The organism is Methanosarcina baikalica (assembly GCF_031461075.1).
GTDB classification, from domain to species: domain Archaea; phylum Halobacteriota; class Methanosarcinia; order Methanosarcinales; family Methanosarcinaceae; genus Methanosarcina; species Methanosarcina baikalica.
The window spans coordinates 61,388-83,880 of the sequence record NZ_JAVKPK010000005.1; the positions used below are offsets into that span (position 1 = coordinate 61,388).

General features: G+C 42.0%; 21 protein-coding genes. 10 read left to right on the forward strand and 11 right to left on the reverse strand.

Annotated elements, in window-relative coordinates; genetic code table 11:
- Nucleotides 1-137: 137 nt before the first annotated feature.
- On the reverse strand, nt 138-1,325 hold the full coding sequence (locus RG963_RS02340; RefSeq protein ID WP_310574668.1) for a tetratricopeptide repeat protein: 1,188 nt from the start codon (nt 1,323-1,325) through the stop codon (nt 138-140).
- 465 nt (nt 1,326-1,790) lie between these two features.
- On the opposite strand from RG963_RS02340, the gene RG963_RS02345 reads away from it, so the two are divergent.
- Nucleotides 1,791-2,204: an FxsA family protein gene (locus tag RG963_RS02345; RefSeq protein WP_310574669.1), complete on the forward strand. Its 414-nt coding sequence runs from the start codon at nt 1,791-1,793 to the stop codon at nt 2,202-2,204.
- A 508-nt stretch (nt 2,205-2,712) separates the two neighbouring features.
- Here the strand turns inward: RG963_RS02345 and RG963_RS02350 are convergent.
- Together RG963_RS02350 and RG963_RS02355 are read right to left on the reverse strand one after the other, a co-directional pair.
- Nucleotides 2,713-3,429, reverse strand: coding sequence for an LrgB family protein (locus RG963_RS02350; RefSeq protein WP_310574670.1), 717 nt, complete (start codon nt 3,427-3,429; stop codon nt 2,713-2,715).
- Nucleotides 3,430-3,452: 23 nt separating this feature from the next.
- Complete coding sequence (locus tag RG963_RS02355; protein WP_310574671.1) at nt 3,453-3,872, reverse strand: CidA/LrgA family protein; 420 nt, start codon at nt 3,870-3,872, stop codon at nt 3,453-3,455.
- Between the two features lie 235 nt (nt 3,873-4,107).
- On the opposite strand from RG963_RS02355, the gene nifS reads away from it, so the two are divergent.
- From nifS to truD, 6 genes are all read left to right on the forward strand, one after another.
- On the forward strand, nt 4,108-5,298 hold the full coding sequence (gene nifS, locus RG963_RS02360) for a cysteine desulfurase NifS (protein ID WP_310574672.1): 1,191 nt from the start codon (nt 4,108-4,110) through the stop codon (nt 5,296-5,298).
- Between the two features lie 40 nt (nt 5,299-5,338).
- Nucleotides 5,339-5,728 carry a Fe-S cluster assembly scaffold protein NifU gene (nifU, locus tag RG963_RS02365; protein WP_310574673.1) on the forward strand — a complete coding sequence of 130 codons (390 nt, stop codon included), beginning with the start codon at nt 5,339-5,341 and terminating at the stop codon, nt 5,726-5,728.
- 150 nt (nt 5,729-5,878) lie between these two features.
- Entirely contained in the window at nt 5,879-6,865 is a 987-nt protein-coding gene (gene mptN / locus RG963_RS02370) for a tetrahydromethanopterin:alpha-L-glutamate ligase (RefSeq protein ID WP_310574674.1), read from the forward strand.
- Between the two features lie 332 nt (nt 6,866-7,197).
- The gene (gene pth2 / locus RG963_RS02375) at nt 7,198-7,545 is read left to right on the forward strand and encodes a peptidyl-tRNA hydrolase Pth2 (protein ID WP_310574675.1); all 348 of its coding nucleotides are present in this window, start codon (nt 7,198-7,200) and stop codon (nt 7,543-7,545) included.
- A gap of 132 nt (nt 7,546-7,677) precedes the next feature.
- Nucleotides 7,678-8,919 carry a transglutaminase-like domain-containing protein gene (locus RG963_RS02380; protein WP_310574676.1) on the forward strand — a complete coding sequence of 414 codons (1,242 nt, stop codon included), beginning with the start codon at nt 7,678-7,680 and terminating at the stop codon, nt 8,917-8,919.
- Between the two features lie 37 nt (nt 8,920-8,956).
- Nucleotides 8,957-10,273, forward strand: a complete 1,317-nt coding sequence (truD, locus tag RG963_RS02385; protein WP_310574677.1) for a tRNA pseudouridine(13) synthase TruD — start codon at nt 8,957-8,959, stop codon at nt 10,271-10,273.
- A 209-nt stretch (nt 10,274-10,482) separates the two neighbouring features.
- On the opposite strand, the gene RG963_RS02390 is transcribed toward truD, so the two are convergent.
- The 6 genes from RG963_RS02390 to RG963_RS02415 all read right to left on the reverse strand — a co-directional run bounded on the left by RG963_RS02390 (nt 10,483) and on the right by RG963_RS02415 (nt 16,596).
- Nucleotides 10,483-11,736 (reverse strand): HEAT repeat domain-containing protein, encoded by a 1,254-nt coding sequence (locus tag RG963_RS02390; protein ID WP_310574678.1) that lies wholly within the window; start codon nt 11,734-11,736, stop codon nt 10,483-10,485.
- A gap of 173 nt (nt 11,737-11,909) precedes the next feature.
- Nucleotides 11,910-12,482, reverse strand: coding sequence for a DUF4013 domain-containing protein (locus RG963_RS02395; protein WP_310574679.1), 573 nt, complete (start codon nt 12,480-12,482; stop codon nt 11,910-11,912).
- Between the two features lie 530 nt (nt 12,483-13,012).
- A complete protein-coding gene (locus RG963_RS02400) occupies nt 13,013-13,150 on the reverse strand; it encodes a hypothetical protein (RefSeq protein WP_310574680.1) in 138 nt (45 codons plus the stop codon).
- A 390-nt stretch (nt 13,151-13,540) separates the two neighbouring features.
- Nucleotides 13,541-15,148 (reverse strand): glutamine hydrolyzing CTP synthase, encoded by a 1,608-nt coding sequence (gene pyrG, locus RG963_RS02405; RefSeq protein WP_310574681.1) that lies wholly within the window; start codon nt 15,146-15,148, stop codon nt 13,541-13,543.
- Between the two features lie 498 nt (nt 15,149-15,646).
- Nucleotides 15,647-16,399 (reverse strand): DUF7524 family protein, encoded by a 753-nt coding sequence (locus RG963_RS02410; RefSeq protein ID WP_310574682.1) that lies wholly within the window; start codon nt 16,397-16,399, stop codon nt 15,647-15,649.
- A gap of 14 nt (nt 16,400-16,413) precedes the next feature.
- The gene (locus RG963_RS02415; protein WP_310574683.1) at nt 16,414-16,596 is read right to left on the reverse strand and encodes a methytransferase partner Trm112; all 183 of its coding nucleotides are present in this window, start codon (nt 16,594-16,596) and stop codon (nt 16,414-16,416) included.
- A 453-nt stretch (nt 16,597-17,049) separates the two neighbouring features.
- Between RG963_RS02415 and cooS the strand changes: the two genes are divergently transcribed.
- The 3 genes from cooS (at nt 17,050) to RG963_RS02430 (ending at nt 19,727) form a co-directional block, all read left to right on the forward strand.
- Nucleotides 17,050-18,933 (forward strand): anaerobic carbon-monoxide dehydrogenase catalytic subunit, encoded by a 1,884-nt coding sequence (gene cooS, locus RG963_RS02420; protein ID WP_310574684.1) that lies wholly within the window; start codon nt 17,050-17,052, stop codon nt 18,931-18,933.
- A gap of 6 nt (nt 18,934-18,939) precedes the next feature.
- Nucleotides 18,940-19,449, forward strand: a complete 510-nt coding sequence (locus RG963_RS02425) for a 4Fe-4S dicluster domain-containing protein (protein ID WP_310574685.1) — start codon at nt 18,940-18,942, stop codon at nt 19,447-19,449.
- 119 nt (nt 19,450-19,568) lie between these two features.
- Nucleotides 19,569-19,727, forward strand: a complete 159-nt coding sequence (locus RG963_RS02430; RefSeq protein ID WP_396654682.1) for a hypothetical protein — start codon at nt 19,569-19,571, stop codon at nt 19,725-19,727.
- Nucleotides 19,728-20,352: 625 nt separating this feature from the next.
- On the opposite strand, the gene RG963_RS02435 is transcribed toward RG963_RS02430, so the two are convergent.
- The gene (locus RG963_RS02435; RefSeq protein ID WP_310574686.1) at nt 20,353-20,760 is read right to left on the reverse strand and encodes a hypothetical protein; all 408 of its coding nucleotides are present in this window, start codon (nt 20,758-20,760) and stop codon (nt 20,353-20,355) included.
- Nucleotides 20,761-21,883: 1,123 nt separating this feature from the next.
- Complete coding sequence (locus tag RG963_RS02440) at nt 21,884-22,300, reverse strand: hypothetical protein (protein WP_310574687.1); 417 nt, start codon at nt 22,298-22,300, stop codon at nt 21,884-21,886.
- Nucleotides 22,301-22,493: the final 193 nt, after the last annotated feature.

Sequence of the window (22,493 nt, forward strand, 5' to 3'; positions counted from 1 at the left end):
ACTCATGTTGAATCTTTACTTCCCACTAAAATCCGATTGGTAGTCTTTCCCGGTCTAAAGTTAAAAATAAAAAGAATGCCGGAAATGGATGTTATATAAAATTATGAAACCTGATACATAAGACCCTGATTTTTACTTTAATCAAGAATAATCCAGGTTTCAGTCATTTTGCTTCCTATATCCGGGTCGAGCTGCATGGCCTTCATATACTGAATTTTGGCTTCGTCAAAACGCCTCATCTTTCTCATAAGAAGCCCGTAACTATAGTGAAGGGGAGGATAATAAGGATTCAGGACAAGAGCTTTCTTATATTCATCCTCGGCTTCGGATAATCGCCCCATTTCCGAAAGAAGGTTTCCGTAGCTGTAATGCCCCTCTGCACTTTCAGGGTCCAGATGGAGAGCTTTTTTGTATTCCATTTCAGCTTCATACCGCCTTCCAAATCGAGCCAGAAGATTTGCATAATTGGAATGGACCTTTGCATCGTTTTGATCAAGGGCAAGGGCTTCCACGTACTGTGCTTCGGCTTCTGAAACCCTGCCTTCTCTTGCAAGAAGGTTTCCGTAGTTAAAGAGAGTCCGTCTGTGTCTCGGATTAAGGGAAAGAGCTTTTCTGTATTCGATTTCAGCTTCTGAGGAACGACCCAGAAAAGAGAGTAAGACTCCGCAGTTATGGTGAAGGCTCGGGTCTTCAGGGTCCAGCTCCATTGCAAGCCTGTATTCCTTTTCGGCATCTCTGAGCCTTCCGAGTTCAAAAAGCAGGTTTGCATACCCGCCTCTTGCAGGGACATAATCCGGATCAACAGCAAGCGCCGTCGAGTAATATTCTTCTGCCTCACTTACATACCCACGTTCGGCTAAAAGATAGGCATATCCAGCATTCGCTTTTAAATGCTGCGGGGAGGTTTCAAGTACAGTATTATATTCCTTTTCAGCTTCCGGGGTCTTTCTGAGTTCCAAAAGAAGTTCGGCATATGCACATCTGACATCTGCATTACCAGGATTTTCTTTTAGAATCTCCAGATAGTTTGCTTCAGCTTCCGTGGAAAAGCCCAGGACATGTGCTGCATTACCCAATGCAAAGCAGGCGTCTTCACGGAGTTTCTCGGAAGCCTGTATGAAGCAAGCTTTTGCAAAAACGTATTGTTCCGTGAACATTTTCTGCTGCTTGCATGCATTGGAGAGGTCAAGCAAGAATTTAGGGGGAAAAGATTTTTTTCCCGTATATTCCAGGGCAAAATTAACTGCAGAGCACAGGTTTCTGTGGTCTGATCCGATTATCCCAATAATGTTATATACAAAGTCGTCAATTGCATCGAAGTCCATGTATCCGGCACCTCAGAAAAGTAAATACCTTTTTTAGGGGATAGGTAAAGCCATCAGTGTAACATCCGGAGTATATTTTACATCTGATAGAATATATTAGTGCGTGAGTAGTGCATGAAATTTTAGATATAAAATAAGTTAATTAATAGTGCGTTAGTTTACGAACATGATATTATAACTATCATATAACAGACTATCCCTTTTTGTCGCTAAATAAAATAGTTACCTGCTTAAAACAACAGTACTTTCCTGACAAAACGGGTTTTCCGAGAATAAATCAGATGTGCTCTTCAAATATACCTTTTCTTTAGAAAACTTCCGGAAAAATGATTCCAAAAAACAATATATGAGAAAAATAGTAGCTCGTAATTACAATATTTAAAATGAATCCTTTTAGTACTAGCTAACCTTTAGTACTACTAATAAACATTAATCATTATCTAATAAATATCCGAAGTTTTGAAAATGACCAGCATGTTTCTTAAACTCTTCTCTGTTTTCCTGATTATTCCTTTTATCGAGATTTATCTGCTTATCAAAATAGGAGGAATGATCGGGGCCTTAAATACCGTACTTATTATTCTGATTACTGCAAGCCTGGGGGCATACCTGGCAAAAAGCCAGGGCTTCCGCGTGCTCCGCGAGATCCAGGAGGCAACGAACAGGGGTTATATGCCTGGAAACGAACTCCTGCACGGGTTCTTCGTGTTAATTGGGAGCTTTGCCCTTCTAACTCCGGGTTTCCTGTCCGATATAATAGGATTCTCCATGCTGATACCCCAGATCAGGGAAATCTATGTGGGAATAGCAAAAGGGATCATAAGAAAAAAGATGAAAAGAGGCCAGTGGCAAATGAAGACGTACGCGAATTTCAGATAAGCCGTAAAGCGTCCATACGAAATACATGCACTGGTCCCGCCCTAGTTGCGCCTTCCGAATTGCGCCTCGGGAGTACGCGGTCCTTCTCGGCAGAGTTGCGACTCTGCAGTACGCAGTCCTTCTCGGCAGAGTTGCGACTCTGCAGTACGCAGTCCTTCTCGGCAGAGTTGCGACTCTGCAGTACGCAGTCCTTCTCGCTGCGCTCGAGAGGACTAATTTATGGATAAACAACATTGTTTTTTGCTTCGCTCAAGAGGACCAATTTCCAAATTCCCTTTATTAAGTGTTTTCCAGCCTTGAGTGATTATAGATTTTAGATTGAGTTGGAACCACTGAAAGCACCTGCAACCGGAAGAAAAGAAATGTGGGTACAGATTCCACACCTTCGTTTATAGAATCTTGAATGAATTAATTATAAATTCACATATAAAAATATAATTTTTCCTTATTTTTGCCAGATTTTCATTATTTATCGTATTTTACTGAGACTGCATATATTACAGAAACATTAAGATACGAGTTTGAAAAGATAAAGCAGCAGAGGAACCAAAAAAACCGTAATTAAGCCAGAGATCCCAATTGCAAGCCCGCTCATCGCCCCTTCAGTTTCTCCAAGTTCTATTGCTCTCGTTGTCCCAAGAGCATGAGATGCAGTGCCAATTGCAATGCCGACTGCGACTTTATCTTTTATTCGGAAGCAGCGGCAGATGAAAGGTCCCAGGACAGCACCTGTGATTCCGGTAATTACGATTGCAGCTACTGTTATTGCAGGCAGGCCTCCGATCTGTTTTGAAATCTCGATTCCTATAGGGGTGGTTACGGATTTTGGAGCCAGGGATTTACTTATGACCTCATCAAGCCCTAAAAGGCTGGAAAGGGCCAGAATGCTTGAAATTCCAGCTATACAACCTGCACTTATGCCTGCAAGGATCGGAAGGGCATTACTTTTCAGCAACCTGATTGTTTTATAAAGAGGCACTGCAAGAACTACGGTTGCAGGCCCGAGAAAGAAGGAAATGTAATCTCCTCCAAGGTTGTAAGTCTCGAAATCGATTCCGAAATAAAAGAGAAAAACCATTACAAGTATGGAAGCCACAAGCAGGGGGTTAAGGATGGAAAGCCGGGTTTTCTTATACAGCAGAGTGCCTACCTGGAAAGCTATTAAAGAGAGTAAGACCCCGAACAGGGGCCTCTTGATAAATTCATTTAGAAAATATATCTGCACTTCAGTTCACCTCTTCTGCCCTATCATTCAGACCTGTGCGTTATCGTTTTTATTTCAGGTGAGCTTTCATTTTCCCCGAAACAGGCTGCTTTTACCGGCTTTTTCCCGAGGGACTTTTTAACGAATTCCACTGTAAGCCCTGTCACACCCAGTGTTACAACGGTAGAAATAAGTGAAACCTCAAGAATTGCAGTCCATTTTCCTTCAAGCAGGGAAAAACAGGTTATAAGGCTGACCCCTGCAGGGAGAAAGAAAAAAGCCAGGTTATCAAGCAAAAAATCACTTATTTTGCCTATCATCTTGAGTTTAATTATGCCAGTATACAGGCCTAAGAAAAGGATGAGCATTCCCACGACGTTACCTGGAATCAGCAGCCCTGATATTTTCTGTAGCAGTTCGCCCAGGAAATATATGATCAGAATAATTGAGAACTCTTTTAGCAAGGTTTGTTTTTCCTCCGCCTGATTGAAACGGAACTACAAAATCTCCTTATATATATCTTTCCTGAGCCAGAAGATTTTTTATTTTATAGCTTCTTTGCGCGTAAGCAGGACACATAAGGTTTTCCAGTAAGAAATACAATTTTTAAAAAGTCCCGTGGTGAAGAAACTCCAGGGAATAGTATGTGAGACAATAAATTCATATTGCGCAAACCCCTATTTTCATAGGGGGATTCTGATGGGAGAAAAGCGCTTTGTTTACATGGACCACGCAGCTACTACTTTCACAAAATCTGAAGTAATTGAAGCTATGCTGCCTTTTTTGAAAGAACATTTCGGGAATCCTTCTTCTCTGTACTCAATAGGAAGAGAAGGCAAAGAGGCAATCGAAACCGCCCGTGAGCAGCTTGCAAAGGCTATAGGGGCTAATCCTGAAGAGATATATTTCACTTCAGGGGGGACTGAGTCCGATAACTGGGCTATCAAGGGAACAGCCTTTGCAAGACGAAAAAAAGGAAAACATATCATCACTACGCCAATAGAACATCACGCAGTGCTCTACCCCTGCGAATACCTGCAAACAAAGGGTTTTGATGTGACTTACCTGCCTGTAGACAGGTACGGGCTTGTAGATCCTTCAGAGGTGGAAGCTGCAGTCAGGAAGGATACTATCTTTATCTCGGTTATGTACGCCAATAATGAAATCGGGACTATAGAACCGATTCCTGAAATAGGTGAGATTGCGAAGGAGCATGGGATTCCTTTTCATACAGATGCTGTACAGGTTATAGGTAAAATCCCCCTCGATATGAAGCAGAAAGATAGGAATGTAGACATGCTTTCCCTTTCTTCCCATAAGTTCTACGGGCCGAAAGGAATTGGAGCCCTTTATCTGCGGGAAGGGACGGAAATTGAGAATTACATGCATGGAGGCGGCCAGGAGCGAAAAAAGCGAGCAGGAACCGAGAACGTCGCAGGTATCGTAGGCCTGGGAAAAGCAATAGAGCTTGCAACAGCAAATCTGGAGAAGCACAATGAGAGGACAAAAAAAATGAGAGACCGTCTCCTTGCCGGAATCCTGGAAATTCCTGACTGCATGTTGAACGGGCACCCAGAAAAGCGTCTTCCGGACAACCTGAACTTCAGTTTTGAGTACATTGAAGGTGAATCTCTTCTTCTCATGCTCGATCAGAGGGGAATCTGCAGCTCTACAGGCAGCGCCTGTTCTTCAGGCTCTCTTGAACCCTCGCATGTGCTCAGGGCAATAGGGCTGCCTCCGGAAATAGCTCAGGGTTCCCTTCGCCTGACCCTAGGAGATGAAAACTCCGAAGAAGACGTTGATTATGTACTGGAAGTGTTGCCTGAAATCGTTGGAAAGCTGAGGGCTATGTCTCCTTTCTATAAACCAACAACTGCATGTGAGAAATAAGTCGAAAGCGTATAAGAATGTAATAAATGTGGGGAATTTTGTGTATAATAAAAAAGTTATGGACCATTTCATGAACCCGAGAAACGTAGGGGAAATTGAGGATGCTGACGGCATTGGAGAAGCCGGAAACCCGCACGGGGATCACATGAAAATTTTCCTGAAAATCCGGGATGATAGAATCGAAGACGTGAAGTTCAAGACTTTCGGTTGTGCAGCAGCAATTGCGTCCAGTAGCATGGCAACTGAGCTGATAAAAGGCAAAACCCTTAAAGAAGCCTGGGAGCTTACAAACGACGCAGTAGCTGAAGCCCTTGAAGGGCTGCCTCCCGGAAAACTGGAGTGTTCAGTCGTTTCCAGGGAAGCTATCCACAGCGCAATCAGCGAATACCGCAAAAAGCAGGGCCTTGAACCCCTTCCAGAGCAGAAATGAAAGTAAACTCGAATCCTGGAGGTTTACTGAGAAGCCATAGGCCTGCTGAGAAGCTAATTACCTTACCCAAATCCACTCAATGAGACAGTTGAAAAGCCTTCCATATCTCCTTATCGTAAACTTGATCTGGTATCTTCGAGATGATACCTTATGAAAAAAATCGGGATCATAATCACTGACCCGGAAGACTGGACAGCGCGGGCACTTATGAATGAAGCGAGGAAAAAAGGTTTTTCTCCTTTTGCTCTGGATCTCAGGGCCGCAGAGGTCGACATAAATGCGACAGCTGCTAAATCGGCAGCCAGAAAATCGACGGTTGCCTTTAAAATAAGAGATATAAATCTCTGTGACCTTGATGCCATCATTGTAAGGGATGCAGGTGCAGGAACCTTTGAAGGAGTATCTTTCAGGTTTGATATCCTGCGGGAACTGGAAGCCGAAGGCCTCCTGGTTATTAACTCTCCTGAGGCTATCAGAAATGCCGCAAATAAATACCATGCTTCCTATCTCCTGGAAAAAGCCGGACTCTCTACACCCAAAACAATAGCAGTGCAGAGTATAGAGGCGGCCCTTGAAGCAATATCAGGGTTCGAAGATGCTGTCATAAAGCCTGTATTCGGGTATAAGGGAAAGGACATTGCAAGAGTTAAGGATGGGGAAATCCGGTTTTCGGATAGGAAAGCGGAACCCTTATCCCTGAAAGCGAATCTTCAAAAGCTGCTTGAAGAGAGAGGGATGTTATATATCCAGAAGTTCATAGAGAACCCTGGAAGGGATATCAGAGCCTTTGTTGTTGGAGGTACTGCTATCGGGGCCATTTACCGTAAAGCTGCATCTGGTTCCTGGGTTAATAACCTGAGCCAGGGAGGAAGTGCAGACCGTTGTGTGCTTACGGAAGAACAAAAAGAAATTGCAGAAAAGGCTTCTCTTGCAATAGGCACGGCTTTTGCAGGTGTTGACATTATAGAAAATTTGACGAACAATCTTAACAAAGAAATTTACAGTTGTTACAGCAATGCAAAAGAGAAATCTCTAGTCCTCGAGGTCAATGGAACACCATCAGGAAAAGGTATTTTTGATGCATGGGGCATAAACCCTGCCGGATATATTCTGGAGTACATAGAACAAAGTTTATGAAAAAAATTATAAATGACATCAGTCATAAATAATATCATGCGAGTTTTAGAAAGAGTTTGAAAGATGAGCTGATCCCAAAACCATTTTATTCTCAATCAGTAAAAGTTTCAGGAATAATTGTCATGATCAGAAATCTTGATTATTCAGAATACGAGATTAAGAGAAGCAATTTTGAGTTTTGAGATCAACTTGATAACATTTACTTTGAGACCGGATCTGCCATATAAATGGTCTGAACAGGGATATAAAAATCGATGTTCAAAGCAGACCCGGATAGCCACACCGAAAACATTTAAGAAATAGGCGGACCTTGAATAAACCCGAGGCAAAGGATGAGTGAATATAAACAGTGTATAGTTACCCGGGACGACCTGAAGCTTTCCAAAGGCAAGTTTGCAGTACAGGTAGCCCACGCTGCCATTTCTGCTGCAGAATGGGCAAACAAAGGCGATCTTGAAAAATGGAAAGAAGGCGGGCAGAAAAAAGTTGTCCTGAAAGTTCCCACCCTTAAAGACCTTTACGAGCTTAAAGAAAAGGCTCGACGGGAAGGACTTCCTACTGCTCTTATACAGGACGCAGGGTTTACGGAAATTCCGTCGGGAACAGTCACAGTTCTTGGAATCGGGCCGGCAAAAGAAGAAATTATAGACAAAGTTACGCGGGACCTTAAACTTGTTTAAGTGCCGGAAATCTGAAAACCAGGTTTTGAAAGCCTGCATTAAAACGAAGCTGAGCAGAGGCTATCTATATGATATCCTGTTTGATAGGTCAGGAAAGAGGTTCTGCCTGTGTTCTTGTTCAGGAGGGGACCAATGAGGGATTCAAGGGTTTCAGGAAAAAAGGCAGCCTCAATAACTGCTGTTTTATGCATATACGTTGTATTTGCCACAATGACCGGGGTACTGTCTTCGGATTCGATTGATAATTTTAAGGATGAGGTAAAAGGGTATATTTTTTCAGGACTGGACTCAAAAAGTCCGGAGAGCGTATTTACGCCTCAACCGACTTCATTTACTTTCCCGGCAATACCCAAATATTCCCCCCGAAAAAGCGAACATGCTCCTATCCTGAGGACCCCGTTGCAGCCCGGCTTCTCCCTGAGCAGCAATTATCAGACCTCAGAATTTTTCCAGGGCGGAGTAAATTATATAAGAATCAATATCAAAAACGAAGGACGAAATCCTATCTTTATTGAGAGGTATGGGATTTCGGTTAATGCCTCCGAAAACCGGATTTATTCGGAAGAATGTGGAGTTTTGCTTTCTCCCAGCGAAGAGCAAAATCTCGGAGTGATCGCAGTTCAGGTTCCTGAAGAAGAAAAAGCCAGCTTTAATATCGTCCTCTGGCTGCTCGCTTCGTCTTCGGAAGGCAAATGGCACGAATACGAGCCATATTCCCTTAAAGGATTTACTGCGGATCTTAAGCCAATGCCCGAAAAATTTGCTCCGAAGTACGGATACAATCCTGCTTCTTACTTTGAAACCATAAACCGACTGGTGGAACCGGCCGAACCTGATGTTAGGGGTAAGGCAGCCGAAGTTGCTCGCGCATATCCGGGAGCATACAATATTTATCAGGTATGTGCTCTCTTTGACATGGTAAAAGAGGAAATTGAATACGTCAGTGATCCCAGGGGTAACGATGTATGGGAGCCCGCCAACGTCACTCTGAGGATAGGAGCCGGAGACTGTGAGGACCAGGCAATTCTCCTCTCATCCATGATCGAGGCCGTTGGAGGCACAACCCGAATCTACCTGACCGACAGCCATGCCTTTGCAGCGGTCTATATGGGCAAAGGAACCGGTGCATCAGAAGCTGCAGTCGAAGGAGTTAGGGCTTACTACGGAAATGTCGATGTAAACTACCTGACTGATGAATACGGTTCCTGGTTGATGCTTGACCCGACTTCCAGCCTTTATGCAGGTGGACTTCCCGGAAAAACGGCCCAGACAAAGGTTCATGCAGCCAGCGGAAACGAAACACATAGAAGCTGGACCTTCGTAAACACTAAAGAAATAAGAGCTATCGACATCAGCCCTGGAGGGGCTCTATAATTTCGCCAAATACATAATAGAGGAGTGTATTCAACCCATGCAAGTGCCGGAAATTGAAAAACAGATAGGGATAGACATTTACTCCACGGGTACAGACGGCCTCGGAGGGCAGCTCCGCCAGGAAGTGGAGGACTTTATTGTTAAAGAGATCACTAATAGAGAGGAAGGAACGGAAGGAAAATACCTTGTTCTTGAGCTTATAAAGCACGACTGGGACACACACCACCTTACAAGGACTCTCTCAAAAATCCTGCAGATAAGCCAGAAGCGGATCAGCGTTGCAGGCACAAAGGACAAACGTGCACTCACAACGCAGAAAATCAGCATTTTTGATATTGATGCTTCTGAGATCGAAAAAATTCATTTAAAAGATATCGAGCTGAAAGTCCTGGGACGCTCCCGAAAATCAGTAGAACTGGGGGACCTTTGGGGAAATGAGTTCATAATTACAATCCGGGATATAGCCGGCTCTCTAGAGGAAACCGGGGATCTGCTCGAAAAAACTACAAACGACATCCTGATTCAGGGAGGCGTACCTAATTTTTTTGGGGTTCAGCGTTTCGGCTCTGTTCGTCCTGTTACTCATTTGGTAGGAAAAGCCATTGTGGAAGGAGACTTTGAAAAAGCTGCCCTGCTTTATATTGCCGACTCTTTTCCTGCTGAGCCGGAAGAAACAAAAAAAGCCCGCCAGTCCGTCAAAGAAACCCGCGATTTCAAGGAAGGCCTGAAAACCTATCCTCTCCGCCTTGGGCACGAAAGAGCGATGATGAACCATCTGATAGCAAATCCGGATGACTTTGCAGGCTCTTTTCTAGTTCTCCCGAAAAACCTCTACAGGATGTTTGTGCACGGTTACCAGTCATATATATACAATATAATTATCTGCCGCAGGATAGAAAAAGGCATTCCCTTAAATCAGGCTGTAGAAGGCGATATTGTCTGTTTTAAGAACGATGTCGGCTTGCCTGACTCTTCAAAAACTGAAAAGGTTACGGCAGAGACGGTGAATGCTATGAACCGCCTGATAAAAAGAAATCGCGCCTTCATAACTGCTCCCCTCCCAGGCTATAACACAGAATTTGCCTCAGGCATCCCGGGAGAAATAGAGCAAGAAGTTATTCAGGAACTCAAAGTCCCTCTAACAGGTTTCAATATAGAAGAAATCCCTGAAATGAGCTCTAAAGGGATCCGCAGGGAAGTCCTCTTGCAAGTGGAGCCAAAATTTGAGGTTGCAGAAGACGAACTGAATCCCGGAAAGTCAAAAGCAGTTCTGAAGTTTATGCTGCCTAAGGGGAGTTATGCAACAACCGTACTCCGGGAATACATGAAGGTAGACCCGTTGCAGATGAGCTGAAGACTGAAGAGGCCGGGGTGCGGTGAGGACATGTCCGTGCTTTCTGCATATGATTATCTCCAAACACCTGGTATTTAGCATCCATCCTGCAGACGCTCGCAGAATGCGAGCGACATTCCTGAAAAATGAAAAAAAGTGAAAGAATCTACATAAAGTCCAAGCAAGATACTCATACCTATCCAGATTGAAGATTCAGATTAAAATTTAAATTAAGATTTATTCATATAAAATGCTGCTGTTAATGTACTTAACAATGAAAAAACGAACTTAAGCTCTGGAATAGGCCTGGACTTCCGCACATCTCCGGCCGTTTTGTCAGTTTCTTCCGGTTCTTTATCTGTTTCTTCTGTTTTGTTATTTTTCTCTATATCTTCTGCTACTTCCTGTGCGGTTTCCATTTGAACGAATCCTTCATAACGGAATACAACAGGCACATCGTTAACTCCGATCTCTTTTCCCACCATGTCAAATACATCGTAAATATTGTCAAGAGTAGAATTATTAACTTCCGAGCCTTCCAGAATTCCTACTCCTATGCGATTCTCAATGCCCCAGCCATAGCTTACGACCGGCCCCTCCGGATACATATAAGGTTCCATATCGTTTCTTGCAAGTTTACAGATTGTATCGAGTTGATCGTACCATTCTCGCCTCTGATCTTCTATATAGAACTCGCCTTCTTTTCCGTAAGTGGCAATTAATGTATTTTCGCGTTGAGATCCAATGCTTTTAAGCCCTAGTTTTGCAAATGTCCGGACCATTTCATTTTCATCGTTTAGAGCATCTGTGAGCGGCATAACTGCGCGCTTATCCCCGATTCTACCGAGAGCTTCAGCCGCGCGCACCCGGACGTTCGGATCTTCGTCACCAAGGGCCCGGATCAAAGGTTCCACGGCAGGTTCCCCCATCAGACCCAGAGAATAACCCAGATCTGCATCAAGCTCAGGCTCTTCTTTTAGCGCCTGAATCATGGGCTGTATTGCTCTCTCATCTCCGATTCCTGCAAGGACTTGTACTGCTTCTCTCTGGAGAAAAACACTTTCGTTTTCATCCTGTAAAATCTTAATAAGGGGCTCTACGGCAGGTTTTCCGATTGCAATAAGAGCATTGTTTCCAGCTTGTTCGACTTCCCACTCTTCGTCCGTAAGCAGTCCGATAAGCGGTTCCACGGCTCTTTCGTCCTTTATCTTACCTAAGGTTACGGCTGCATTCTCCCGGAGCTCCGGATCTTCAACTCCAAGCGCCAGGATTAAAGGTTCAACTGCAGGTTCTCCAATTTCAACCAGGGCTTTTACGGAATCTGTTTTAACATTTAAGTCCGAAGCGCTAAGATTCCGGATTAAAGACTCCATTTCCGGCTCTTTTGGAATGGCACTGACTACATGGACTCCACAAAATAAAGATAATTGGATAATTATCAATGTAAAAGCTGCAAAAGCAATCTTTAATTTACAAACTCTCATTTTACAGACCCTCACTTGATCACCAAATCAAATTTACAAAGCAAGCCGCATACAGGCCTCCTATAGCCACTTGTGAGAAAAATAAAATAAAAATGTAATTCAGCCAGGAAAATCTGGTCTGAAACTAAAATTTATCCGGGTTAAACTGTCAGAGGATGATTTAAACTGGGTTTTTAGGCCAGGGTGCGCTTTTGTTCAACAAGTCTTCCGTAGAAGTTTGCAATGAATATTGAATTTGTAAAGAATATGGCGGGTATGCCCACGAGTACAATTGAAAGGATTGCAAAGATAATAACAAGAGCGTACTGTTTCAGTACTGCCATGACATAATCTCCAAGGTTGTTCCTGACAATATCCAGCAATTGAAACTCAAAGAAAGACTCAAGGGTTTGCTTCCTGAAGAAGTTAACCACAAGAATAGGGACTACAAAAAATCCGAGCAGCAAATTAACAAGGTTTCCCAGGGTTTCACTGACAAATGTTGCTGCAAAAACTATAGCCACATATGCGATGTAGAAAGGAAGACTCTTCAGGAAAGTTATGAACCCGAGCTTCAGATCTTCCATAAAATCGAGTTTGATAAGCCCTTCATACCTGCCCTCGACAAACTCATTAACCAGCCTTACGATATAACCGAAGAGTGCAAACCAACCCAGAATCGGAATGATCAACCAGAGTGCATAAAGAAGTCTTTTCGGAGTTTTGAAAGGATATTTAAAAGCATCTGAAAAACTTATAGTCTCCATTATAATCACCTGGAGTTATTCCGTCTTTCAAAGTATATAAAACTTAGTAAAAATAAAAGTAAAGATATAGTGATTACAATAAGTATATTTTAAGAAATTGAAACTTAAAGTGATAAATTCATCGATTGCTCTCAAAAACCAAACAGGTTTTAAAAAGTGCTCAAGAAGCCTGAGAAATCAAGTTCATTAGACCCGATAATCTGGAGTTGAGAAACCATATAAAGTTAGAAAATTCTGCGGGCTGAATGCCAATAAAGATAAAAATAAGTAGTGAGAGAATAATACGGTTAACTGTAGATTACTGAAGATAAATTTTTTAAATGTTCTAAGATTTTTGAAACATTTATGAAAAAGAAAGTATCGAAATTACGTTTCCTTTTAGAGGACCAAATGGTTAAAAACGATATGAGAAAATAATTAAAATAGTACTCTTGATTGTATGATTTTTAAATAAAAATTGGGTGGGATCGGGGTAAATAATCCCCTGATCTTCTCACACGCTATATAGAAAAGAGACACTTATTCGGGAATTATTTTTTCTTCTTGATTTCCTTTGCAAGCTTCTTCTTTGCATCCTTGCTGCCTGCGGAAGCCATTTTTTCCAGCTCTCCCATCTTTTCCTTCTTAGCGATCTTCTTCTTATCCATATCTTTTTTAGACATTGCCATAGTGCGTACCTTCATAGACTTTAGTGAAGTTGCAATATCTGTTACAGGCGTTACTGAAATGAGGTGCCTAAACAGATATCGCCGTAATCTACTATTTTCAGTTTTGAAAGTATTTATCAGTTTCCCGCGAGAGAAACATTCTTTAGCAGGAATGTCAGGTTATATCAAAAGTGTAATTTATCCGGTAACAGGATATTACAGGGATCAGATTAGACTTGGTAGGGTTAATAAGGATTAAGAAAGGCAGAAAAAGGATGAAAAGGGAATTAAAAACGATAGATTCCCTCAAATAACTTTTACCTGAATTACCGCTCTTCTCTTTCCTTACTTAATTCCTGCTCTTTCCTTACTTAATTCCTGCTCTTTCCTTACTTAATTCCTGCTCTTTCCTTACTGTATTCCTTCTTTTTCCTTACTGTATTTACACATGGCCCTGACAAGACCATCGAACGGAGGAGACGGCCTTCCCGGTCTTGACCTGAACTCGGGATGGAACTGGGAAGCAAAGAAGAAACGTTTGCCAGGAATCTCGGCAATCTCCATTCTGTTCTTGTTTTTGCCGGAAAAGATAATGCCAAAGGATTCCAGCCTGTCCACGAACTCCGGATTAACCTCGTACCTGTGACGGTGGCGCTCGACAATGTAATTGGTTCCATAGAGTTCTGTGGCAATAGAACCTTCTTTGAGGAGAGCTTCATAGTCCCCAAGGCGCATCGTGCCGCCCATATTAGCAATACCTGTCTGCTCCGGCAGAATATCAATTACCGGGTAGGGGGTATCTTCGTCAAACTCCGTACTGTTTGCCTTTCCAAGATTAGCCACATTTCGGGCAAATTCAATGACTGCAAGCTGCATGCCCAGGCAGATCCCAAGGAACGGGATATTGTTTTCCCTGGCAAACTTTATCGCCTTCATCTTGCCTTCCGTGCCGCGCCCACCAAAGCCACCCGGAATAAGGATTCCGTCAAACTGAAGGAGCTTCTCAACCTCTGCCGGATCTTCTTCGAGGGTTTCAGCTTCAACCATGTTGACCTCAACCTTGCACCTGTTGTCTATTCCCCCATGTTTGACAGCCTCAAGGATGCTGAGGTAAGAATCCTCAAGATTGGTGTATTTTCCCACAATTGCCAGTTTGACCTTATCGGTTGTGGATTTCATTCTTGCGACCATATCCTTCCACCCACTGCTTTCGACACTTGATTCCAGTTGAAGGTGCTTCATTAGCTGGGTGGTCAATCCCTGCTCTTCGATCTCAAGAGGAACTTCATAAATGTCGTCGGCATCATGGGCGCTGATAACCAGTTCCTGAGGCACGTCACAAAAGAGGGCGATTTTCTCTTTGGCACTTTCCTGAAGAGGAGACTTTGACCTTACAACGATCACTTCAGGGCTGAGACCAAGAGCTCTGAGTTCCTTTACGGAATGCTGGGAAGGCTTGGTTTTTTGCTCACCCTGAAGGTCTTCCATAGCCAGGGTCACATGAATAAAGACGATATTTTCGGCAGGCTCTTCCCTGTGCATTTGGCGTACAGCCTCAAGGAAAGGCATGCTTTCAATATCCCCAACAGTCCCTCCGATTTCAATAAGACAGATATCAGCCCCGCTCCGGGCCGCAACCTTCCTGATCCTGTTTTTGATCTCGTTTGTAACATGGGGAATAATCTGGACGGTTTTTCCGAGATAATCTCCTCTTCTCTCTTTGGAAATGACCTCCTGGTAAATCTTGCCTGTGGTGAGGTTATGGTCCCTTGTAAGTTCCGTATCAAGGAACCGCTCATAATTCCCAAGATCCAGGTCGACTTCACCTCCGTCCTTGAGCACAAAGACTTCCCCGTGCTGATAGGGACTCATGGTTCCTGCATCAATATTGATGTAAGGGTCGATCTTGATAGCTGTAACTTTATAACCTTTGTTTTTAAGGTTTCTACCAATGGATGCGATGGTGATGCCTTTTCCAAGCCCGCTCATGACCCCACCGGTAACTACGATATATTTCATGATAATCTTCCTCAACAATTTTCCTAACAGCGGTTTTAGACTAAAAGGATAATCACATGAACTTTAGACCAGAAAATAATCAAATAAATAGCTACGAAATCTGTCATTAATCCTTTGTACGAACACAATACCAATATCCTCATGATATAAAAAATACTCTCTACTTTCAAAAAAGAACAGGTTTAAATAAGGAATGGAACTAAAATATAAATTCCAATAAAAAACAAGCTCAGTCGCCCGAGCTCAGCGAGAAGAACCGGGAACTGCAGTGCGCTGTCCTTCCCGAGTTCCGCTTCGGGATCACAGGAAATCCGAGATTTTCTGGGAGTTGCGATGTAATCGCAACAGCACAGGATCCTTCTCGCTGTGTTCGAGAGGACTAATCTACAAAAATGATATTAAGAACCATAGATGGCACACGAAACACGGAATGAGGGAAAAGAAGATGTGAACTGCCCCTGGGCTAGAGACCCAGAGGTTTTAGTTTCCCGAAGATGCTTAACTTTCCTCTGCAATTTTTAGCAAGATGTATGTCATACATGTCACGAAAAAGATTGAAAACAAAAGTGACTGGGTAAAGCTAACACTGAACTGTAAGCTCGATGGCAGAATGAAGTAGAGGAAGAATGAGAATATGAGCAGTAGAAGACCCCCAAAAGCCATATTCAGAAGAAGCTTTTCATTCCGACCTGTATTTTTATGAGCTCTTGTCCCCTTGAAAGCTGAAAAGTTTCCTGTAAAGCCTTTACGGATAGAAGAAAACAGCCCGCCACGTCTGTTTGCATTTCCTGATTTTGGGCGAGAATTTTTCATTACAGGTAGAGTTGAGAACCCTTGAGACTTCAGATCTCCCTCATTTTCCCATATGTAGGACTCATCCTTTGAGCTTTCTTGCGGCTTTGAATCAACTTTTCCAAGCTGTACTGGAAAACCTTTCTTTCTTGAGCCGTAACCTGCTGTGATATAGATCTGCCCTTTTGTAAGCACCCTGCCTTCTTGCGGGATTCTTGCAACTGCGGAAACATATTCTTTTTGAAGCACATACGGATTATCCCTCAAAAAAGTGATCTGGCCTTTTAACTCTTCACTTACTGAAAGGTGGATATGGGTTGGAGATCCGTAATTTGTGACCAGGATTTCAAAAGTCTGCTCTCCGCCGGGATAAAGGGAGATCTCCATGTTTTCGTTTTCAAACTCTATTGAGTTTATTTCCTGACGGTTGATAATAACATTCTGGAATATCTGTTGCAAGTTTAACCCTCACATCAATTCCTGAGGTCAGGAGGAAGCAAATTGGGAATTCCCTCATCTATAGGATAATGCTCCTTGCATACAGGGCAGTAGAGAGTTCCTGAAATGACCTCTTCTTCGTTTTCTTCGACAACGTTCAGAATCAGGGCGCCCTTACATACAGGGCAAGCCAGAATATCCATAAGATCTTTTTTCACCAAAATTCACCGTTAAAGCCGCTTTACGATAGATGAGACATAATTTTACATTTAGCAGGGATAACATTATTTCTAATCCTCATTTTTTCTTCGTCCTGTGGATGTGAACTTTATCCCTCTATTTACGGTATTCAATTCATCTTCCTATTTTAATGTAATCTATATATTTACAGGCACTTATGGTTTGAAAATTATATCAGTTATATCGGATGTTACAACTTTAAGAATTAAAATGCAGCTTTTTCAAAAAGTTTATAAAACAATAACATTTGATAATTTTGAAGAATTTTTTAGATTAGCCGATTTTTATATAAGACAATCTGAATTAAGGAATAAAGAATCAGCGGGTTAATTATGAGAATCACGAATTTTGGGATTCATTCTTAAAATCAGAAGCCAGAAACGAAACACCGGCTAGTTCCAGAAGCAATAAAGAAAAGTGTGGGATATGAGATGAAACAAGAAATACATGAGAAAAGTATTGACACTGCAAGCCAGGCTATGCTCTGGAAAGCCAAAGAAGAAGGTATGGAGACTGTCTGGGATAGGTATGAGAAACAACTGCCTCAATGCGGTTTCGGACAGCTTGGAGTCTGCTGTCGGAACTGCAACATGGGCCCCTGCAGAATAGACCCTTTCGGAGAAGGAGCTGACAAGGGTGTATGTGGCGCTACTGCAGATATTATAGTTGCAAGAAATCTCCTGAGGATGATTGCTGCAGGTGCGGCAGCTCACTCCGATCATGCAAGAGATGCAGTGCTGACCTTTAAGAAAATGAGTGAAGGAAAAGCCGGAAGTTATAGGATAAGAGACGAAACAAAACTGTTATCCATTGCATTGGAGTATGGAATTGCTGTAGAGGGAAAAAGTTGCGAGGAAGTGGCAGCCGAACTAGCCCATGCACTGCTTCTTGAATTTGGAAAACAGGACGGAAATCTCCTGTGCACCAAGCGGGCTCCCGGACCAAGGCTCAAACTCTGGACCGAGCTTGGAATAGAGCCCAGAGGAATTGACCGGGAAATAGTAGAATGCATGCACAGGACCCATATGGGTGTGGACAACAATGCAACCCATATCCTGTTACAGGGACTGCGCACAGGGCTTTCGGACGGCTGGGGAGGCTCGATGATTGCCACAGATGTCCAGGACATACTCTTCGGAACCCCGCAGCCGAGAAGAAGCACTGTTAACCTGGGGGTACTTTCCAGAGAGAAGATAAACGTAATCGTCCATGGACATGAACCGATTCTCTCAGAAATGATCGTGGAGGCTGCAGAAGATCCCGAGCTTCTTAAACTTGCACAGGAAAAAGGTGCAATAGGAATAAATGTTGCCGGGATCTGTTGTACTGGCAACGAGACCCTGATGCGGCACGGGACCCCCATAGTAGGAACCTTTCTCCAGCAGGAACTGGCAGTGATTACAGGCGCTGTGGAAGCTATGGTTGTGGATGTCCAGTGCGTCATGCCGTCTCTTGGAGAACTTACTAGCTGCTATCACACAAAATTTATATCCACATCCCCAAAGGCCGATTTTCCCAATACTTTGAGAATGGAATTCCATGAAGATAGGGCTTATGAAATCGCAAAAGAAATTGTTAGAGCAGCCGTCGAAAACTTCCCTAACAGGATTCCGGAGAAGGTAAATATCCCGGAAGAAAAACAGGAGTGTATGGTCGGTTTCAGTGTCGAAGCTATCCTCAGTGCACTCGGCGGAAGCCCTGACCCTCTCATTGAGGCGATAAAAAGCGGGGCAGTTTGGGGAATAGGTGCCGTTGTCGGCTGCAATAACATAAAAGTAATGCATAACCACGGGCATGTCACCCTTGTAAAAGAACTGATCAAAAACAATGTGCTCGTGGTAACAACTGGCTGCAACGCAATTGCCTGCGCCGAAGCAGGCCTGCTTTTGCCGGAAGCCGCCGAACTTGCGGGCGACGGGCTAAAAACAGTCTGTAAAGCTCTAGGCATACCCCCGGTCCTGCATATGGGTTCCTGTGTAGATATCAGCCGCATCCTTCTAATTTCGTCAGCACTTGCAAACCGCCTTGGTGTGGACATAAGCGACCTCCCGGCAGCAGCAGCTGCCCCGGAATGGATGAGTGAAAAAGCAGTCAGTATAGGGGCTTATGTGGTGTCCTCAGGCGTGTTTACGGTGCTCGGAACTGTTCCACCTGTCCTGGGAAGCCAGGCAGTTACGGCCCTTTTGACAAAAGACTTAAACAACGTAGTCGGAGCAAGCTTTGCGGTTGAGCCGGACCCTTTCAAAGCCGCAGATCTTATGCTTGAGCATATTGACGAAAAAAGAAAGGCGCTGGGCCTGGAATCACGGAGATGATTTATAATGAAAGACGTGATGATCCGGCCCGAACGCTGCCTGGGCTGTCAATCCTGTGAGATTGCCTGTGCAGTTGCACATTCAAAGAGTAAGAATCTCTTTTCGGCTTTAGGAGAAAACCCGGCCCCAAAAAGACGCATTTCTGTGGAGTACCTTCCCGGCCCCGAAATCTCAATTCCGATCACCTGCCATCACTGTAAGGATGCGCCCTGTGTTTCGGTTTGCCCCACAAAGGCTCTTTCCCAGGACTCAATTACCAGCATTATAACCCATAGCCCGGAACGCTGCGTAGACTGCTGGACCTGTTCCACGGTTTGTTCTCGTTTTGTTTCCCTATATCAGTTAATTCTTGTTATGGGCTGCTGGACCAGTTCCATGAATCACAATCGTGGGGTAATCAGCAGGCAAGCTGAAGCAGGGATAAAATGCGATCTCTGCCAGGACAGGGAGTTGCCTGCCTGTGTTGAGGCCTGCCCAACACATGCCCTTGTTTTTACCGAGGTGAACGATATTTAAAGAAAAGCCTTTCAAATAGGATTTTGACTTAAAAACTTATTCTTTTTTCACTAACTCTGATAGGTTCTTGTCTTTATTCGACAATGGCAACTTTAAATAATGCCAGATATTCCGTTCTCATGTCGAAAAACAGTCTGTTATACAAAGGAGTCCTCTTTGAGGACTCCCTTGATAACTATCTTAGCAGAGAAAGCGCTTCAATTTGCCAATTCCTGCACTTCCTCTGCATTGACGATATTGCAAAGCACGTCGAGCGTACATTTTTAGGGCCCTCCTAAATCAGCGTGTAAAATGAAGATTAGAATGTTTATTTTATTGATAGGCGTATATTCAGGGCTCCCCCAACAAAGGTACTATTTAAAAACTAATATTTTAGCGAAATAGATGATATTAAGCTTTAAAATAGATAATCGAATTAAATGAAGGCTTTATTTTTTGGTAATTTATATTTATAATTGCGGCATCTGATTCCATTTTCCGTTATACGAACTTTGATATTAAGAATAGAGATTAAAAAGCTTTTAATCAGAAAATTGAGGGCATTTATTCCTTTAAATGGCAAATAAATCATTTATCAACTGTACCTTTATTGGGAAAACACTAATATTATATCTAATATGGTAAATAAGGCTTAATAATCCTTAAAAACATATCACTTTTAGAGGACCCTAATTTTATAACAAAAGTTGGCACTTTAAATACAGTATTTCTTCTATGATAAAATTCTTTGTTATGAAATGTTTCAGGAATCTTTCAGATGATAAAACCATTTATTCCTTTATAGAGGAAGAAGCTATCTTGCTCTCTTTTTCTGATGAAATGGTCAGATTAAACTTCCTTCTGGTTCTGAAACTTTATGGATTTGGGAATGAGATTGGTTTTGGGATGAGCTCTACCATTAAATCATGGAAGAGCAATACTTAGGATCAGTGGGTCATTGGGCACCATATCTATTTGGATGTATAATACTAAACCTATTAAATCCTCTGAAACAGTTTGAGTCTTGGTAATATTGCTGTCTAATGTAACTTCAATGTATGTCCCCGGTGCCAATTTAGTTGGAAATTGGCTACGTATATTTTTATCAGGAGCTGAAATATATGATTCATTAAATATAGAGGTGTTTTTTGAGTTAAATATTTCTATAGTAACTTCATGGCTTTTATTACCCCAATTATTTATGAAAAATGAATTACCGCTTTCTTTTGTGTCAGGAAGAGAGTAATGCTTAATAACAGAAGGTAAAACAATAATTCCTACTAACAAAAGGCATATACCTACAAATATGATTAGAAATCTTCTTCTTGGCATTTTAACCTCTTAATTATAATCAATCCAGCATATAGTTTACATATAATTTTTAAAGAGATTGTATACCTTTAAAAAAGAATTGTGTAATTATCTCACTTAGCTAAATAATTTTGATTTGATGATGAGATTAAAAATTACACAATTATTACTAAAATTCTTGGACTATTTATTGGAATCCCGCAATTGTATTATTATTCGTTACGATGTGCAATATATTGTTGTGACTAGAGTCTCCGTGGTTATTTAAATTAGAAAATTCAGGCTGCATGTAGTTAGGGTAAGTTGAGCCCATGAAAGGAGACCACATAGCAGTGTAGTAATGAGAAGATCCACTATCCCAGCTATATGCTTCACCATGAGTTGCACCAAAATTGTGTTCAAGTTCATGTGTTGTGAGAGTTATTTTTTGTACACTCAATAAACTTTTTTGGATTAATTCTTTATAAATTTTTAGTATGGTGTATGAAATGATACTATTTTTCGTAGTATTTTGAGTCTGAGATTCTTTCTTAATATTTGATTTAGGACTTACGCACTTGAAGTACCAAATCAACTGCAGTAGGCTTACAACTTTCTGAAATTCAAATTCTAAATATGATGGCTACTGTGCTTGATTTTGAATTTGAAGTGCGTAAGTCCTAATCTAATATGGTAATAAGGCTTAATAATCCTTAAAAACAGATCACTTTTAGAGGACCCTAATTTTATAACAAAAGTTGGCACTTTAAATACAGTATTTCTTCTATGATAAAATTCTTTGTTGTGAAATGTTTGGTCGTCCATTTGTATTCCGTTGTTATTATTTCACAGTAATCGTAATAACGTCTAGCCTCGTTCTTTTTCCGGAAATTTGGCGTTTGTAGAGCCATCGTGTTACAAAAGCATCAAAACGCAATCAAAAGTCGCGTTGGGTATTCTATTTTGAAAACACCAATCCTGTACCAGTGGACGATCAAATGTTTCAGGAATCTTTCATATGATAAAATCATTTCTTCTTTTATAGAGGAAGAAGCTATCTTGCTCTCTTTTTCTGATGAAAATGATCAGATTAAACTTCCTTCTGGTTCTAAAACTTTACGGATTTGGGAATGAGATTGGTTTTGGGATGAGCTCTACCACTAAATCATGGAAGAGCAGGACCTAGGATCAATGGGTCATTGGGCATTATATCTATGTCGATGTATAGTGTTAGGCCTATTAAATCCTTTGAAACAATTAAGGTCTTGGTGACACTGTTATCTAATGTGACTTTAATTTCTACTCCTGGTACCGGTGTAATTGGAAATTGGCTTTCTATAGTCTCTCCAGGAACTGAAATATATAATTCGTTAAATACAGAAGCGTTTTTTGAGTTAAATAATTCTACAGTAACTTCATGACTTGTATTACCCCAATTATTTATGAAAAATGAACTTCTATTTTCATTATTGGTTTCTTCTTTGTCAATAAAAGAGTTATGCCACACAAAAGAGTTTAAAGTAATAATAACTAACAAAAGGCATATGATCACAAATGCGATTTGAATTTTTTTTCTGGACATTTTATTCCTCAATTAAGATCTATCTAGTTATAATTTCATTGGTTATCGGTTAAGGAATCTCCTTTTTCTGTGTGCTATCGATTCTGGAGCAAAAAATAGTCCCAAATTTCTAGCACCAAAGTCAAAATCAATGTCTTGTTCCAATATTACACCAATGAATAATTTGGAAAACTGCTGTAGAAATAGGCAATTT

Bases quoted from the DNA above. Each gene is read 5' to 3' on its own strand.
- truD (WP_310574677.1), top strand. From the start codon at position 8,957: ATGCAAGTGCCGGAAATTGAAAAACAGATAGGGATAGACATTTACTCC.
- RG963_RS02395 (WP_310574679.1), bottom strand. From the start codon at position 12,482: ATGGAGACTATAAGTTTTTCAGATGCTTTTAAATATCCTTTCAAAACT.
- RG963_RS02425 (WP_310574685.1), top strand. From the start codon at position 18,940: ATGAAAGACGTGATGATCCGGCCCGAACGCTGCCTGGGCTGTCAATCC.
- RG963_RS02345 (WP_310574669.1), top strand. From the start codon at position 1,791: ATGACCAGCATGTTTCTTAAACTCTTCTCTGTTTTCCTGATTATTCCT.
- RG963_RS02430 (WP_396654682.1), top strand. From the start codon at position 19,569: ATGTCGAAAAACAGTCTGTTATACAAAGGAGTCCTCTTTGAGGACTCC.
- pth2 (WP_310574675.1), top strand. From the start codon at position 7,198: ATGAGTGAATATAAACAGTGTATAGTTACCCGGGACGACCTGAAGCTT.
- RG963_RS02440 (WP_310574687.1), bottom strand. From the start codon at position 22,300: ATGTCCAGAAAAAAAATTCAAATCGCATTTGTGATCATATGCCTTTTG.
- RG963_RS02390 (WP_310574678.1), bottom strand. From the start codon at position 11,736: ATGAGAGTTTGTAAATTAAAGATTGCTTTTGCAGCTTTTACATTGATA.
- RG963_RS02435 (WP_310574686.1), bottom strand. From the start codon at position 20,760: ATGCCAAGAAGAAGATTTCTAATCATATTTGTAGGTATATGCCTTTTG.
- RG963_RS02400 (WP_310574680.1), bottom strand. From the start codon at position 13,150: ATGGCAATGTCTAAAAAAGATATGGATAAGAAGAAGATCGCTAAGAAG.
- RG963_RS02340 (WP_310574668.1), bottom strand. From the start codon at position 1,325: ATGGACTTCGATGCAATTGACGACTTTGTATATAACATTATTGGGATA.
- mptN (WP_310574674.1), top strand. From the start codon at position 5,879: ATGAAAAAAATCGGGATCATAATCACTGACCCGGAAGACTGGACAGCG.
- cooS (WP_310574684.1), top strand. From the start codon at position 17,050: ATGAAACAAGAAATACATGAGAAAAGTATTGACACTGCAAGCCAGGCT.
- RG963_RS02380 (WP_310574676.1), top strand. From the start codon at position 7,678: ATGAGGGATTCAAGGGTTTCAGGAAAAAAGGCAGCCTCAATAACTGCT.
- pyrG (WP_310574681.1), bottom strand. From the start codon at position 15,148: ATGAAATATATCGTAGTTACCGGTGGGGTCATGAGCGGGCTTGGAAAA.
- nifS (WP_310574672.1), top strand. From the start codon at position 4,108: ATGGGAGAAAAGCGCTTTGTTTACATGGACCACGCAGCTACTACTTTC.